Origin of the sequence: Vibrio pacinii DSM 19139, assembly GCF_000711795.1 — a bacterium.
Taxonomy (GTDB): domain Bacteria; phylum Pseudomonadota; class Gammaproteobacteria; order Enterobacterales; family Vibrionaceae; genus Vibrio; species Vibrio pacinii.
Genome location: NZ_JONH01000010.1, coordinates 122,101 through 137,643, shown reverse-complemented (window position 1 = coordinate 137,643; position 15,543 = coordinate 122,101). Strand labels below are relative to the sequence as shown.

Annotated in this window: 14 protein-coding genes and 1 other RNA gene; 11 read left to right on the top strand and 4 right to left on the bottom strand. The window is 48.1% G+C overall.

Features of this window, described 5'->3' with window-relative positions; all coding sequences use genetic code 11:
• Window positions 1-14 precede the first annotated feature (14 nt).
• Genes BS19_RS06535 through BS19_RS06520 form a run of 4 tightly spaced genes read right to left on the bottom strand, consistent with a single transcriptional unit; the run spans window position 15 to window position 3,351 of the window.
• Entirely contained in the window at window positions 15-581 is a 567-nt protein-coding gene (locus BS19_RS06535; protein ID WP_038174142.1) for a BON domain-containing protein, read from the bottom strand.
• A gap of 9 nt (window positions 582-590) precedes the next feature.
• Window positions 591-1,181, bottom strand: coding sequence for a phosphoheptose isomerase (locus tag BS19_RS06530; protein ID WP_038174140.1), 591 nt, complete (start codon window positions 1,179-1,181; stop codon window positions 591-593).
• Window positions 1,182-1,184: 3 nt separating this feature from the next.
• Complete coding sequence (locus BS19_RS06525) at window positions 1,185-1,550, bottom strand: YraN family protein (protein ID WP_038174138.1); 366 nt, start codon at window positions 1,548-1,550, stop codon at window positions 1,185-1,187.
• Window positions 1,537-3,351, bottom strand: coding sequence for a penicillin-binding protein activator (locus BS19_RS06520; RefSeq protein ID WP_038174137.1), 1,815 nt, complete (start codon window positions 3,349-3,351; stop codon window positions 1,537-1,539). The genes BS19_RS06525 and BS19_RS06520 overlap by 14 nt, the downstream gene beginning before the upstream one ends.
• Before the next feature lie 63 nt (window positions 3,352-3,414).
• Between BS19_RS06520 and rsmI the strand changes: the two genes are divergently transcribed.
• The 11 genes from rsmI to murG all read left to right on the top strand — a co-directional run bounded on the left by rsmI (window position 3,415) and on the right by murG (window position 15,536).
• The gene (gene rsmI / locus BS19_RS06515) at window positions 3,415-4,278 is read left to right on the top strand and encodes a 16S rRNA (cytidine(1402)-2'-O)-methyltransferase (protein ID WP_038174136.1); all 864 of its coding nucleotides are present in this window, start codon (window positions 3,415-3,417) and stop codon (window positions 4,276-4,278) included.
• A 105-nt stretch (window positions 4,279-4,383) separates the two neighbouring features.
• Window positions 4,384-4,825, top strand: an RNA gene (gene rnpB / locus BS19_RS19615) — RNase P RNA component class A.
• 187 nt (window positions 4,826-5,012) lie between these two features.
• Window positions 5,013-5,963 carry a 16S rRNA (cytosine(1402)-N(4))-methyltransferase RsmH gene (gene rsmH / locus BS19_RS06510; protein ID WP_038174135.1) on the top strand — a complete coding sequence of 317 codons (951 nt, stop codon included), beginning with the start codon at window positions 5,013-5,015 and terminating at the stop codon, window positions 5,961-5,963.
• 5 nt (window positions 5,964-5,968) lie between these two features.
• Complete coding sequence (ftsL, locus tag BS19_RS06505; RefSeq protein ID WP_038174130.1) at window positions 5,969-6,286, top strand: cell division protein FtsL; 318 nt, start codon at window positions 5,969-5,971, stop codon at window positions 6,284-6,286.
• A complete protein-coding gene (locus BS19_RS06500) occupies window positions 6,283-8,007 on the top strand; it encodes a penicillin-binding transpeptidase domain-containing protein (RefSeq protein WP_038174129.1) in 1,725 nt (574 codons plus the stop codon). Before ftsL ends, BS19_RS06500 begins: the two co-directional genes overlap by 4 nt.
• 11 nt (window positions 8,008-8,018) lie before the next feature.
• Window positions 8,019-9,500 carry a UDP-N-acetylmuramoyl-L-alanyl-D-glutamate--2,6-diaminopimelate ligase gene (gene murE, locus BS19_RS06495; RefSeq protein ID WP_038174128.1) on the top strand — a complete coding sequence of 494 codons (1,482 nt, stop codon included), beginning with the start codon at window positions 8,019-8,021 and terminating at the stop codon, window positions 9,498-9,500.
• A complete protein-coding gene (locus tag BS19_RS06490; RefSeq protein ID WP_038174127.1) occupies window positions 9,500-10,861 on the top strand; it encodes a UDP-N-acetylmuramoyl-tripeptide--D-alanyl-D-alanine ligase in 1,362 nt (453 codons plus the stop codon). The genes murE and BS19_RS06490 overlap by 1 nt, the downstream gene beginning before the upstream one ends.
• On the top strand, window positions 10,858-11,940 hold the full coding sequence (gene mraY, locus BS19_RS06485) for a phospho-N-acetylmuramoyl-pentapeptide-transferase (protein ID WP_038174124.1): 1,083 nt from the start codon (window positions 10,858-10,860) through the stop codon (window positions 11,938-11,940). The genes BS19_RS06490 and mraY overlap by 4 nt, the downstream gene beginning before the upstream one ends.
• A 13-nt stretch (window positions 11,941-11,953) precedes the next feature.
• Window positions 11,954-13,276 carry a UDP-N-acetylmuramoyl-L-alanine--D-glutamate ligase gene (gene murD / locus BS19_RS06480; RefSeq protein ID WP_038174123.1) on the top strand — a complete coding sequence of 441 codons (1,323 nt, stop codon included), beginning with the start codon at window positions 11,954-11,956 and terminating at the stop codon, window positions 13,274-13,276.
• Window positions 13,277-13,291: 15 nt separating this feature from the next.
• Window positions 13,292-14,488: a cell division protein FtsW gene (ftsW, locus tag BS19_RS06475; RefSeq protein WP_038174122.1), complete on the top strand. Its 1,197-nt coding sequence runs from the start codon at window positions 13,292-13,294 to the stop codon at window positions 14,486-14,488.
• Complete coding sequence (murG, locus tag BS19_RS06470; RefSeq protein WP_038174120.1) at window positions 14,475-15,536, top strand: undecaprenyldiphospho-muramoylpentapeptide beta-N-acetylglucosaminyltransferase; 1,062 nt, start codon at window positions 14,475-14,477, stop codon at window positions 15,534-15,536. The genes ftsW and murG overlap by 14 nt, the downstream gene beginning before the upstream one ends.
• Window positions 15,537-15,543: the final 7 nt, after the last annotated feature.

Here is a 15,543-nt window from a genome sequence, read left to right as displayed (position 1 = left end):
CTTTCTAAAAGTCACTATTCTTGATAAAACGCGCGAATAACTTGCTTTACACCAGACGTATTACGCGCAATCTCAATGGCTTTATCAGCGTGTTGCTGGGAAACGTATCCGAGTAAGAACACTTCTTTATCTTCGGTGATGACTTTAATTTTGATACGGTTGAGCTCAGAATCCGCCAAGAAAGCTGACTTCACTTTGGTTGTGATCCAACTGTCATGGCTGATCTCACCCACTGATAGCGGTGGTTTAACACGTAATTGGTTGTGAATGGTCGTGATGCCTTTGATGTTACGAGCTTGGCTTTCAAATTCGCGTTTGAGTTGTTCGCTATTGACTTGGCCAAGCAACACGACAGTGCCATTGTATGAACTCGCAGTAATGCGTGCGTTACCGCGGAAAGGGGCTTTGTTACCAATGCCAGCCACTTCAAGCTCAATATTATTGTCGTTCCAAATTTCTTGAGTGGTGCGCGGATCGATAACGATATTGGCGGTGGTTGCGGCGCCTGCCACGATCAATCCGGCACAACCAGAGGTAGTGGCGATAAATAGTGACAGTACTAGTAATTTAAATAACTTCATTATTTACATTTACTCTTCGTGGGCGGGGAATAACACCTGATCGATAAGGTCACATAAACAATGCAAGGTCACCATATGAACTTCATGAATTCGCGCCGTTCTGTGGGATGGAATACGAATCTCAACGTCATGCTCGCCTAATAAGCCAGCCATTTCACCACCATCTTTACCAGTAAGTGCAATGATGGTCATATCACGAGTCACAGCGGCTTCCATCGCCTTGATAATATTTTTGCTGTTGCCGCTGGTTGAAATGGCGAGCAAAATATCGCCAGCTTGACCAAACGCGCGTACCTGCTTCGAAAAAATTTCCTGATAGTGATAATCGTTAGCCACGGCAGTTAAAGTGGTATTATCTGCTGTTAATGCCATACCCGGCAAGCTAGGGCGCTCAGTTTCAAAACGGTTGAGAAGACAAGAGACAAATTGTTGGGCGTTTGAAGAAGAGCCACCATTACCACAGCAAAGGATCTTATTACCATTAAGCAGACTCGAAACCATAGCTTGAGCGGCGTGAGTAATGGCGTCAGGCAAGGCTTCTGCAGCGGCGATCTGAATTTGAATGCTTTCTGTAAAACTGTCTTTAATGCTGTCTAGCATCGATTATCCTTGAGTAATTGCATTTTTTATCCACTCAATTTGTTTGCCCTGTTGGTGAATGGCAATCAAATCAAAGCGAAAATCTGTTGAGTAGACGGATAAGCCCTGTTTGAGTAGCCAAAGATTGGCCGCTTTTATCAGCTTTTGCATCTTATTCCACGTCACGGTTTCAGCCGCGTGGCCATAAGCTTGGCTCTTCCGGTAGCGCACTTCGACAAAGACGATAGTGTGACCATCGCGCATGATCAGATCTATTTCTCCACCTTTGACCGAGAAGTTTCTCTCAATTGGCGACAAGCCGCAACAGATAAGATGCTTTTCTGCTGCGACTTCGTAGTATTCGCCTTGTGCGCGGCTATTGCTTGACACTGTGCTGCGCCCAGCTAATTTCACGCTGTACAATGCAGTTTTGATCGATACTGAGTACGCCAGTATTGCCATCAAGTGTGTAGCCCGACACGATTTTCATTTGTGGTAGGTGTTCCATTAGGCGGTAAGCGTCCATACCAAGCGCTTGCAGACGTCTTTCTGCGTTAGAATCTTTTGGCCATAGCATGTCCATTTGTGCTTGTAACGCTTCATTAGGTTGGATCAATAGTGGAATATCACTGTACATCACGCCCGATAAATCTTCGTATTGCTGACGACCATTATTACTTCGTGAGTTCGAATACAGTTTCGGCGGCAGGGTGTCAGGGTTCACCGCGACTTCAATAAAGGGTTTGATTAAGGTTAACTCGGTAGTTTTAGCAACGATGTAGACGGCGTCGATATCACGGCGACTACGAGGCTGGCTTTCGAGCGCAATATCAAGCAGTGCTTCCATTTGGGCAATGTTCTGTTGGCTGCCTTGCAGGCCGAACACTTGGTTGATATCACGTTGCAATTGGCGTTTATCACCGAAAAGATTAACCGCTACTTGGTTGTCGCTGTATTTGCGCCACTCTTGCTCAAAAGCTTCAACCACCCGTGAACCTAAACGACCCTGAGGCGCCAGAATGAGTGGGTACTGGTAACCTTGCGCGGCAAAATGTTTCGCCGCTTGCGCGACCTCTTGCTCTGGAGAGAGCGCCAGATAACACGTGTTGTTACCCTCTTGAATCTCGTCAGGAATGTTGAGTGCTAGGGTAGGTAATGAATCAACAAAGCTTGCCTGTGCCGCTTGCAATTTTTCGATATTATCTTTCAGCAGTGGGCCAACGACAGAATCAATTTGTTTTTCAATCAAGGTAGCTTCTAACTCTTCGATAGAAACGCTATTGGTATCAATGATGGTGAGTGTGGCGGTTTCATCTCGGTCAGCATCATTCATCATTTCAAGAATGAAACCATCGCGTATAAGCTTCGCTTGTGGGGAAAATTTGCCACTCAGAGGTAACAGCAAAGCCGTATTGACTGGCTTGGTCAGTTCGAGTGCCAAGATGTCTAACAGCGTTTGCGGTGTATAGATCGCTGCGGGATGGTTCGGATGCGCTGTGAGCCACTCTTGAATTGCACGTTTTAACTCTGGCAACTGATTCGAGAGGTTTTTGCTTACTCGTGCCAGATCAAGCCAAGCTAAAAATTGGCGATTGGTCTCTTGCTGAGCGACTTCTTCAAGTTTAAATGCAGAGTATGGATTTAGATTGCGCCAAATCGTATCTGCGGCTTGCTGCTGTTGCTCTTGTTCAAGGTATTGACTAGCCAGTGACGTTTCTCGAGCGACATTTAAACGATCATTTTGCTGAGCAAACAGTGAGGCGCGCAGCTGATGGTAGGCGAGCCACTGCTGGTCGGCTAACTGCCACGAAGGCGCAAAGTTGAGCAGAGATAGCGCTTCTGCGTACTGATTTTCCGCGAACAGCAATTGTGCGCGAGCAAGTTGCCATTCGGCTTGCTGGATGTCGCTAAGCGATTGACGAGCAAGTCGCTTGGAAAGCAGTTGCGCTTGCGTAGTGTCACCCGCTTCAACCGAAGCTTTTAGCGCCATAATCAACCAGTCATTTTGCAGCGAGCCCTGACTGCTGTCAGCGCGCATTAAATAGGTTTGGATCGGTTGATTTGGATCTAAGGTAATATTGACACTTTGTGGCGTCTTGGGTGCAGAAGAACACGCTGCCAGAGTGACAGCAAGTGCTACAGGAGTCAGTAAGCGTGTTACACTGCGACGCTTTTGGTTATTCTTAGCCATGAGTTCTTTATCAAATCCGTATAAAATTGTGTCTATATTAATCGTTGAAGTGATGGTAAACAAATGACAGATAACAAAACCTTACCAAATGAGGTACCGACTCTTTATATCGTTCCAACGCCAATTGGCAATTTGGGTGATATTACTCAGCGAGCAATCGAGGTGCTTTCGAGCGTCGATCTTATTGCCGCTGAAGATACTCGGCATACTGGCAAATTGTTGTCACACTTCAATATTCAAACCAAAACTTATGCTCTCCATGATCATAACGAACAGCAGAAAGCGCAAGTATTAGTCGATAAATTGTTAGCTGGGCACTCTATTGCACTCGTTTCTGATGCCGGCACCCCATTAATTAGTGATCCAGGGTATCATCTTGTCACACAATGTCGTCAGGCTGGAGTTAAAGTTGTGCCGCTGCCAGGAGCATGCGCCGTGATTACTGCGTTAAGTGCATCCGGATTACCTTCTGACCGATTTAGTTTTGAAGGCTTTTTGCCAGCAAAGAGCAAAGGGCGTAAAGATAGATTCCTTGATATCGCCAAAGTGGAACGTACTTGTATTTTTTATGAATCCCCTCATCGCATTTTAGATTCTCTGGATGACATGCTAGAGATTTTAGGCCCTGAGCGAGAAGTGGTGTTGGCGCGTGAGTTGACCAAAACCTTTGAAACCATTCAAGGAATGCCTTTGGGTGACTTGATTGAGTGGGTGAAGTCCGACTCGAATCAGCAAAGAGGAGAGATGGCGCTTCTGATTCACGGTTATCGCACCACAGCAGAGGATACGTTACCCGATGAAGTGACTCGAACTCTAGCGATTTTGACCAAAGAGCTGCCGTTGAAAAAAGCCGCAGCGTTAACGGCCGAGATCTACAATCTCAAGAAAAACGCACTGTATAAATGGGGTTTAGACAACCTGGAGTAGGTCATTAGCGCAATTGTGTTCAAAAAACTGCCACTTGGTTGCTTGATTGGGGCATATTTGTGATCTTGCTAGACACTGTGCTCTGAACTCTATACAATCCGCCCCGGAGTTGACTGGGTAGCCGCTGCTTTGTTGATGTCCTTCGGGAGACTGACGTTGAGGTCCTTTTGGATACTGACGTTGACGTCCTTCGGGAGACTGGCAGAGGGGAGGAAAGTCCGGGCTCCATAGAGCAGGGTGCCAGGTAACGCCTGGGAGGCGCAAGCCTACGACAAGTGCAGCAGAGAGAAAACCGCCGATGGCTGCTACCTTCGGGTAGTGAGGCACAGGTAAGGGTGAAAGGGTGCGGTAAGAGCGCACCGGACGGCTAGCAATAGTTCGTTGCAGGGTAAACTCCACCCGGAGCAAGACCAAATAGGCCTCCACATTGCGTTGCTCGCGTAAGGAGGCGGGTAGGTTGCTTGAGCCAGTGAGCGATTGCTGGCCTAGACGAATGGCTACTACCGCGCAAGCGGAACAGAACCCGGCTTATACGTCGACTCCACCTATTCGAAACCCATCGTAACGTAAACTGTTATGATGGGTTTTTTGCTTTTAATTGACCAAATTAATTTTCTTGCGATTAAACTTAGCGCAAAATCACGTGTTCTCACGCGCTAGTGGTGGCGATAAGCCACTAAATCAGTACACTGGGGAATCTTAATTCGTCAATGCGACCGCCACATGAGATAACTATGACCGAAGCATTCAAACACATATCTGTACTCCTTAATGAATCTATCGATGGTTTAGCCATTAAACCAGACGGTATCTATATTGACGGTACTTTTGGTCGCGGTGGTCATAGCCGAACTATTTTATCGAAACTGGGTGACAATGGTCGCCTATACAGTATCGACCGCGACCCACAAGCGATTGCAGAAGCGCAGACCATTGACGATCCACGCTTTACGATTATTCACGGTCCTTTTTCTGGCATGGCGCAATACGCTGCCGACTATGACCTCGTTGGTAAAGTCGATGGTGTCCTGCTTGATCTTGGCGTTTCTTCGCCGCAACTTGATGATGCTGAACGCGGTTTTAGCTTTATGAAAGATGGCCCACTTGATATGCGCATGGACCCAACCTCTGGCATCCCTGTTTCTCAATGGTTGTTGGAAGCTGACTTGGATGACATTACTTGGGTTATTCGCGAGTTCGGTGAAGATAAACACGCCCGTCGTATTGCCAAAGGAATTGTCGCTTACCGTGATAATGCCGAGAACGAGCCGTTAACTCGCACCAGTCAACTGGCTAAATTGATCTCAGAAGCGGCACCGAAAAGTTTCAAAGAGAAAAAGCACCCAGCGACTCGTGCATTCCAAGCTTTTCGCATCTACATCAACAGTGAGTTGGAAGAGATTGATACGGCTTTAAAAGGCGCGGCGAGTATTCTTGCTCCTCAAGGTCGTTTATCTGTGATCAGTTTCCATTCACTTGAAGATCGCATGGTGAAACGTTTTATTCGTAAAGAGAGCCAAGGCCCGCAAGTGCCTCATGGTATTCCGATGACCGAAGATCAAATTAGAGCGCTGGGCAGTGCTAATTTGAAACCTGTCGGCAAAGCGATTAAGCCTTCAGTCGAAGAGGTTGAAGTTAACACCCGATCTCGCAGCTCTGTGCTTCGTATTGCCGAGAAACTATAACCACCATGAGCAGTGCCACTCCAAATCTCGCTAAATTGATCGCCCTTGATCTCTTGGGGGTTGGTCGAGTGCCATTGATCATGTTGATATTGATTTTTACCAGTGCGATGGGGGTTGTGTTTATCACCCATCACACTCGTCAAGCGATCACGGAAAAAGACCAGGCCCTGGTTGAACGTGAGCGCTTGGATAATGAATGGCGTAATTTATTACTTGAGGAAACCGCACTGGCTGAACACAGCCGCGTGCAAGATATTGCTAAGCGCGACCTCGAAATGAAGCGCCCAGATTCTGAAAAAGAAGTCATCGTTAACTTCCCATGAGCAAGAAAGTCAAAGTTGTAGAGCCTAAAAAACAACCACAACCACCAACGCTGATTCGGTGGCGTTTCTACTTGATATTGGTGTTCGTTTTTGCCGCCTTCGCCGCATTGGCTGGACGTATCGCTTATATCCAAATTTTTGAACCGGATAATCTGATCAAGCAAGGCGATATGCGCTCGGTTCGCGCCAAAACGCTGCACTCCGCTCGTGGGATTATTTCTGATCGTAATGGTGAGCCTTTGGCGGTCAGTGTTCCAGTCGAAGCCGTTTGGGCCGATCCTGTCACTATTTTTAAGCAAGGTGGGCTAGAGGACATTAACCGCTGGTACGCCCTCGCTGATGTACTTGGTTTAAAACGCCAAGACTTAATCGAAAAAATTAAGCGTAATCAAAGTCGTCGTTTCATCTATCTGCAGCGCCAAGTTAGCCCGGCGATGGCGAATTATATCCGTGAGTTAAAACTGGCCGGAGTAGGGCTTAAAGCAGAGTCTCGTCGTTACTATCCTGCTGGTGAGGTAAGTGCCCACTTAGTTGGCGTGACTGGTATTGATGGTCATGGCTTAGAAGGGGTAGAGCGAAGTTACGATAAGTGGCTTACCGGAGAAGCGGGCAAACGCATTATCCGTAAAGACCGCTATGGTCGTGTGGTCGAGAACATCTCCCTTGAGGAGCGTGAAGAAGGCAAACCTCTCGAATTAACCATCGACCAACGGATTCAGGCCATCGCTTATCGAGCGATAAAGCAGGCGGTAGCGGATTATCGTGCTACCTCAGGGTCGGTGGTGATTCTGGATGTTAAAACCGGTGCGGTGTTGGCTATGGTCAATGCTCCCTCATACAACCCTAATAATCGCTCCGACCTACAATCGGCGAAAATGCGTAATCGAGTGATTACTGATGCGTTTGAACCAGGCTCTACGGTCAAACCTTTTGTGGTTTTAGCGGCACTAGAAAATGGTGTAGCTGACGACAGCACGGTGATCGATACTGGTAATGGCATCATGCAGATTGGTGGAAGCCGCGTGCGTGATACCTCAAAGGTTGGTAAAGCGGACTTAACCACGATTCTCAAAAAATCGAGTAACATCGGTGTGGCGAAGTTGGCGCTTGAGATGCCGCTGGAGGCTTTACTTGGTATGTACAGCTCGGTCGGTTTTGGTGAATTGTCGGGGCTGAATCTGGTGGGTGAAACACAAGGTATTTTCCCCAACCGTCGCCGTTGGTCTAAATTTGAAATCGCCACACTCTCATTTGGTTATGGTTTGACCATCACACCACTGCAACTTGCTCATGCATATGCCACTCTCGGTAACTTGGGTGAATACCAACCCGTGCACATTATCGAAAGTAACCAACGTGACCTGTCTAAACAGGTGATTGATCGTGAAAACGCGCGCAAAGTATTGGCAATGCTTGAAACCGTGGCGCAACCGGGCGGGACGGCCACCAAAGCCGCGGTGCCTGGTTATCGCATTGCGGCGAAAACGGGAACGTCTCGTAAAGCGATTGCGGGCGGTTATGGTGATGAGTATTTTGCCTACACCGCAGGCATTGCTCCCGCCAGTGATCCGCGTGTCGCGATGGTGGTTGTCGTTAACGAACCTCAAGGCGATAACTATTACGGTGGTTCAGTCGCCGGGCCAGTTTTTGCCGAAATATTGAAAGGGACGCTGCAAATATTAAATGTGGCCCCTGATGAAAATAGATTTAAACAAGATTAAGTGAGTTTACCATGTCCAAGGAAATGACTTTAGCGGCCTTGCTTGCACCATGGCTGGACATTCGTAGCCATCAAGTGGCCAATACGCCAGTTAAGCAGCTTGAACTCGACAGTCGCAAAGTGACGCCAGGCACCACCTTTGTTGCCATTAAAGGCCATAACCTCGACGGTCGACGTTTTATCCCTGCCGCGATTGAGAGTGGAAGCAATGCAGTGGTTGCTGAGGCGTGTCAAAGTCACCCTCATGGCACTATCGAATATCATGACGCGATTGCTGTTGTGTATGTTGAGCAGTTGTCGGCCCACTTATCTGAATTAGCGGCCAAGCTATACCCGATCACACAGAATCAATTGATTGGTGTGACGGGAACCAATGGTAAAACAACCATTACCCAACTTATCGCGCAATGGCTAGAGTTACTCGACCATAAAGCGGCGGTGATGGGAACGACTGGCAATGGCTTTTTGGCCGATTTACAGCCTGCGGCGAATACCACTGGCAATGCGATTGAAATTCAACACTCTCTTTTCGATTTAGCGCAGCAAGGGGCGCGCTACACTGCGCTGGAAGTCTCTTCGCACGGCTTAGTGCAAGGTCGAGTTAAAGCTCTGCCTTTTGAAGTTGCGGTCTTCACCAATTTAAGCCGTGACCATCTTGACTATCATGGCACGATGCAAGAGTACGCTGAGGCGAAGTTTTTACTGTTTAGTGAGCATAGATGTCGTCACGCGGTGATCAATGTTGATGACGTTGTCGGTGAAAGTTGGCTAACGCGTTTAGATAATGCCATCGCGGTGTCACTCAAGCCTATTGCGCGTCAAGACGGGGTTTGGACCAAGCAGGTAAGTTATTGTGAATCAGGGATTACGCTTGAATTTGATGGTCTATTTGGTCCGGGTAAGCTGAACGTACCACTGATTGGTGAGTTTAACGCTTGTAACCTGCTGTTAGCGATGACGAGCCTACTGGCCTTAGGTATTGATAAACAGCAATTGCTCGCAACGGCCCCTCAGCTTAAGCCAGTTGTTGGGCGCATGGAGCTATTTACTGCCCCAAACCGCGCGAAAGTCGTGGTCGATTATGCCCACACCCCCGATGCATTAGAAAAAGCACTCAAGGCGTTACGCGTTCATTGCCAAGGGCAGTTATGGGCGATCTTTGGCTGTGGCGGCGATCGAGATACGGGCAAGCGCCCTATGATGGCAACCATTGGTGAGCAGTTGGCTGATCATGTTATTTTTACCGATGATAACCCACGCAGTGAATCACCAGTCGCGATTGTCGACGATATGCTGGCAGGAATGCAGCATCCGCAACAAGCGATTGTCGAGCACAACCGTTTTGCTGCGCTCAAGTACGCGCTAGCCAATAGCGAAGCACAAGATATCATCTTGCTTGCAGGTAAGGGCCATGAAGATTATCAAGTAATTGGTCAACAGACCATTCACTATTCAGACCGCGAATCCGCGATGCAACTGTTGGAGCAAAATTGATGATTTCACTAATGTTAAGTCAGATTGCTAGCGCGATTGATGCCGAGCTTATTGGTTCGGATAAGGTCATTGCAGCGGTTTCTACTGACACCCGAGCCATCGAGTCTGGTGCGTTATTTATTGCGTTAGCTGGTGAACGTTTTGATGCGCATCACTTCATTGATCAAGCGATCGAGTCTGGCGCTGGTGCGCTGCTGGTGAGCAAAGTGGTTGAGGCTGACGTGCCGCAGTTATTGGTCAAAGACACCAAGCTAGCGCTCGGTCAATTGGCCTCTTTAGTCCACCAAACGTGTCAAACGCCAACGGTGGGGATCACTGGTAGTGCCGGTAAAACCACGGTTAAAGAGATGGTCGCGAGCATCATGGCGCAACAAGGGCGCGTGCTGTTTACGGCGGGTAACTTTAATAATGAGATTGGTGTACCGTTAACTCTATTGCGTTCAGTGCCAGAAGACGATTTTGCGGTGATTGAAATGGGCGCTAATCATATTGGTGAAATCGCTTATACCACGCGTTTAGTGCAACCCGATGTCGCTTTAGTCAATAATGTTGCTGCCGCCCACTTAGAGGGTTTCGGCTCGATAGATGGTGTCAAGCAAGCCAAAGGCGAGATCTACCAAGGTCTTAAGCCTGGTGGTGTGGCGATTGTCAATCGTGATAGCCATGGCGGTGAATATTGGACTGAGGTTTTGGCCGACAAGCAGGTTAAGACGTTCTCGGTCGTTGATTCCAACGTCGATTACTTTGCTAAACACATTTCCCTCAATGCCAGTGGTGAAGCGCAATTTACTTTGGTTTCGCCTCTCGGTGACGCGGCAATTAAGTTGGGCATTATTGGTCAACATAATGTGGCTAATGCACTGGCGGCAACGGCATTAGCGCTTGAACTGGGTGCGAGTCTGTCTATGGTGCAATCGGGTTTAGCATTACTGAGTAAGGTCAAAGGTCGAGTCGAACTGATTGAGCTTAGCGAGCAAATAAAACTGATCGATGATAGCTATAATGCCAGTGTACCTGCGATGAAAGCGGCGGCTGATCTACTGGCTAGTTTTGGCGGCGTTCGTTGGTTAATTTTGGGTAATATGGCCGAGTTAGGTGACGAAAGTCTTGCACTTCATCGTCAAGTCGGGGAACATGCTGCCCCACTCAAATTTGAATATGTGCTTACTTATGGCGCTGATGCGAAAGCGATCAGCAAAGAGTGCGGCGGGCGTCATTTTGATAGCCACCAAAGCATGATTGATTATATTAAACAGCAGATTGAACAACATCCGCATCAACCGCAGACACTATTAGTCAAAGGGGCGAATAGTGCCGGTATGAGTCAGGTCGCTGCTGCTGTCAAGGAGATGTATCCATGATTATTTGGCTCGCAGAGCTGCTACAGCCATATTTTTCATTCTTCCGCTTGTTCGAATACCTATCGTTTCGCGCCATTGTTAGCGTCTTGACGGCTTTGGGAATATCGTTGTGGATGGGCCCAATCATGATCCGCCGTTTGCAGTTATTGCAAATTGGTCAGGTGGTTCGCAATGAAGGTCCGGAGTCTCACTTCAGTAAACGTGGAACGCCGACGATGGGCGGTATTATGATACTGACGGCGATTATCACCACGGTTCTGCTGTGGACTGATTTAAGCAACCCTTATGTCTGGGCGGTTTTGGCGGTCTTGACCGGTTACGGTGCGGTAGGTTTTGTTGATGATTACCGTAAAGTGGTGCACAAAAATACCGATGGTTTGATTGCACGCTGGAAGTACTTTTGGCAATCCGCTATTGCGTTGGTTGTGGCGTTTGCCCTATACGTGCATGGCCAAGATACTGCGGCGACGCAACTGGTTGTGCCATTCTTTAAAGATATCATGCCGCAACTGGGTCTGATGTATATCGTTCTGACCTATTTCGTGATTGTTGGTACCAGCAATGCCGTTAACTTAACAGATGGTCTTGATGGTTTAGCAATTATGCCAACCGTGTTGGTTTCGGCAGGCTTTGCCGCGATTGCTTGGGCGACAGGCAATGTCAACTTTGCTAATTATCTGCATATTCCCTATATCCCTCAAGCATCAGAGCTGGTGGTAGTGTGTACTGCGATTGTCGGTGCAGGCCTTGGCTTCTTATGGTTTAACACCTATCCAGCACAAGTGTTTATGGGTGATGTTGGCTCTTTAGCGCTAGGCGGCGCGTTAGGCACGATTGCAGTCTTGGTTCGCCAAGAATTTGTATTGGTGATCATGGGCGGCGTGTTTGTGATGGAAACCTTGTCGGTTATCTTGCAAGTGGGGTCGTACAAATTACGTGGTCAACGCATTTTCCGAATGGCGCCGATTCACCATCACTACGAATTAAAAGGTTGGCCAGAGCCGCGCGTCATTGTGCGTTTTTGGATTATCTCTATTGTGCTAGTACTGGTTGGTCTAGCGACATTGAAAGTACGATAAGGAACTCGTCACCATGACCACGGATCGTTGGCAGGGTATTGAGAAGGTTGTGGTTGTAGGGCTCGGTATTACCGGGCTCTCTGTCGTTAAGCATATCGCTTCACTACCAAACAGTAAGCAGATTAAGGTCATCGACACGCGGCCTAAGCCACCAGGAAGTGAAGCGCTGCCTGCAGAGGTAGAGCTGCACAGCGGCAGTTGGCGGTTGGACTGGTTATTGGCAGCGGATCTGGTGGTCACTAACCCAGGTATTGCACTCGCGACACCAGAAATTCAACAGGTTATTGCTGCCGGTATTCCTGTCGTCGGTGATATTGAATTGTTTGCGTGGCAAGTTGATAAACCGGTCATCGCGATTACTGGCTCAAATGGGAAAAGTACCGTCACTGACTGGACAGGACAAGTCGCTAAAGCCGCTGGTCTTAAGGTCGGGGTCGGGGGCAATATTGGTGTTCCTGCGCTAGATCTACTTAACCAATCGGCAGATTTATACGTGTTGGAATTGTCGAGTTTTCAGTTAGAAACCACCTCATCTTTAGCGCCCGTTGCCGCGACTTTTCTTAACCTCAGCGAAGATCATATGGACCGCTATGAGGGGATGGAGGATTATCGTCAGGCGAAATTACGTATTTTTGATCATGCCCAAGCGTGTATCGTCAACGCTGACGATAAGCAGACCTATCCTCAGGGTGACAAAAAACGAGTTGAATTTAGCTTAAGTCACCGCACCCAATATTGTGTCGCCGAGCACCAAGGGTGTGAATACTTGTTTAAGCACGACCAACCTCTGTGTCCGACTCAAGCGCTGTCTCTGGTTGGTCGTCACAATGTTGCCAATGCTTTAGTGGTCATCGCCTTACTCAGTGAAGCGGGCGTGGCGATAGAAAAAGGCCTCACGGCACTTAAATCTTACCAAGGGCTGACACATCGCTGCCAAGTAGTTGCAGATAATCAAGGCGTTAAATGGGTTAACGATTCTAAGGCGACCAATGTGGCAAGTACCTTGGCTGCGTTAGCCGGATTAAATATTGCGGGTAAGCTCTATTTGTTAGTCGGCGGCGTGGGTAAAGGCGCTGACTTCTCTGAACTTGAGCCAGTATTGGCAACGCTGAACCTTCAGCTATGCTGCTTTGGTCAAGATGGTGACCAGTTTATGTCGCTCCACGCAAGTGCCAAGCGTTTTACTACCATGGAAGAAATCATTCAATGGTTAGCGTCTCAAGTGACATCCGGTGATATGGTGTTGTTGTCACCCGCCTGCGCGAGTTTCGATCAATTTGATAATTTTATGGCTCGTGGCGATCTCTTTACCCAACTCGCCAACGCATACGCATAAAAGACCTAGGGAACTATGCAGATTCGAAACGTTTTTGGTAGTATCAAACGCTGGATGACCACCGCATCACCTGAAGTGTTATACGACCGTCAGTTGGTGTGGATTTCTCTTGGCTTGATGTTAACGGGCCTCGTCATGGTTACCTCGGCCTCGTTTCCGATCAGCTCTCGTCTGACCGAACAGCCATTTCACTTCATGTTTCGCCACGCGGTCTTCTTGGTATTGGCGTTGTCAGCCTCAGCGGTGATCCTGCAAATCCCAATGAAGCGTTGGTTAGAGTTCAGTACTTGGTTGCTGCTGCTGTCGATTTTTTTGCTGATCGTGGTGTTAGTGGCTGGTAAATCGGTTAACGGCGCCTCGCGTTGGATCCCTTTAGGCCTATTTAACTTGCAGCCAGCAGAGGTTGCCAAGCTGTCGCTGTTTATCTTTATGTCAGGTTATCTGGTGCGTAAAAGCGAAGAGGTGCGTTCGAGCTTTTTTGGCGGCTTTATCAAACCGATCATTGTTTTTGCCACATTAGCCAGCTTACTTCTGCTTCAACCAGATCTAGGTACCGTGATCGTGATGTTGGTAACCTTGTTTGGTATGTTGTTTATTGCTGGCGCCAAGTTAACCCAATTTTTGGCCTTGATGGTGGTTGGGCTTGTCGCGGTCGCAACCTTAATTTACATCGAGCCGTACCGTATGCGCCGTGTGACATCGTTTATGGATCCTTGGGATGACCCATTTGGCAGTGGTTATCAGTTGACTCAGTCACTGATGGCTTTTGGCCGTGGTGAATGGTTTGGCCAAGGGCTCGGCAATTCAATTCAAAAGCTCGAATATCTCCCAGAAGCACACACTGACTTTGTCTTCGCTGTATTAGCGGAAGAGCTCGGTTATGTTGGTGTGGTCTTGGTATTGATGTTGATATTTAGCCTAGTGACTAAAGCCATTTTCATTGGTCGTAGATCGTTTGAAGGCGGCCAGCTTTTTGGTGGTTACTTGGCCTTTGGTATTGGTATATGGTTTGCCTTTCAATCCTTGGTTAATGTCGGTGCGGCGGCGGGGATGGTCCCAACCAAAGGCCTGACGTTACCTTTGATCAGCTATGGTGGCTCCAGCTTGATAGTAATGTCGATTGCAGTATCGATATTGTTACGTATTGACCATGAATGTCGCTTAGCAAACGCGACAGATAATAAAGAACAACAGACAGATGAAACAGAATAAAAAATTAATGGTGATGGCTGGTGGTACTGGCGGTCACGTGTTCCCAGGGCTTGCGGTTGCGAAACAGCTTCAGTCGCAAGGTTGGGAAATTCGCTGGCTTGGCACCGCTGATCGAATGGAAGCAGACCTAGTTCCCAAACACGGCATTGAGATCGATTTTATCCAAGTAAAAGGTCTACGAGGTCAAGGTATTGGTCGTTTGATTAAAGCACCATTTCAGATTATTAATGCCATTATCCAAGCCAAAGCACATATGAAACGTTGGCAGCCTGATGCCGTATTGGGTATGGGTGGTTATGTCAGTGGCCCTGGCGGCATTGCTGCTTGGTTATTGGGCATCCCAGTCGTGCTGCATGAACAAAATGCGGTCGCGGGGTTAACCAATCAATGGTTATCAAAAATTGCCAAACAGGTTTTTCAAGCTTTTCCGGGGGCATTTCCTGCCGCACAAGTGGTTGGAAATCCAGTGCGTGAGGATGTGGTTGCGATTGAAGCACCAGCGCAACGTTTGGCAGACCGTCAAGGCAACATCCGTATTTTAGTCATGGGTGGCAGTCAGGGGGCGCAAATCCTTAATCACACCTTGCCTGAAGTGATGGCGAAATTGGGTGATGGCTATGAAATTCGTCACCAAGCTGGGAAAAACAATCAGCAGCAGGTGATGCAAGCGTATCAGCGCAATCATGTTGAGCACGCTGAAGTGGTTGAGTTTATCGATGATGTTGCTGGCGCGTATCATTGGGCCGATTTATTGGTGTGTCGTTCTGGGGCACTAACCGTGTCTGAAGTGTCAGCGGCTGGTGTCGGAGCGATCTTTATTCCGTTTATGCACAAAGATAGGCAGCAAGCTCTCAATGCGGATCACCTTGTCGCCTGTGGCGCGGCTAAGATGATCGAGCAGCCACAATTGACCGCTGATAAGCTGGCGAATGAGATTCAAGCGCTTGATCGTGATGCCCTTATCAAGATGGCACAAAAAGCACGTCAGGCAGCACAGTTAGACGCAGATAAAGTAGTGGCACAGGCCATTATCTCGCTGACGAAGTAACGAGAAG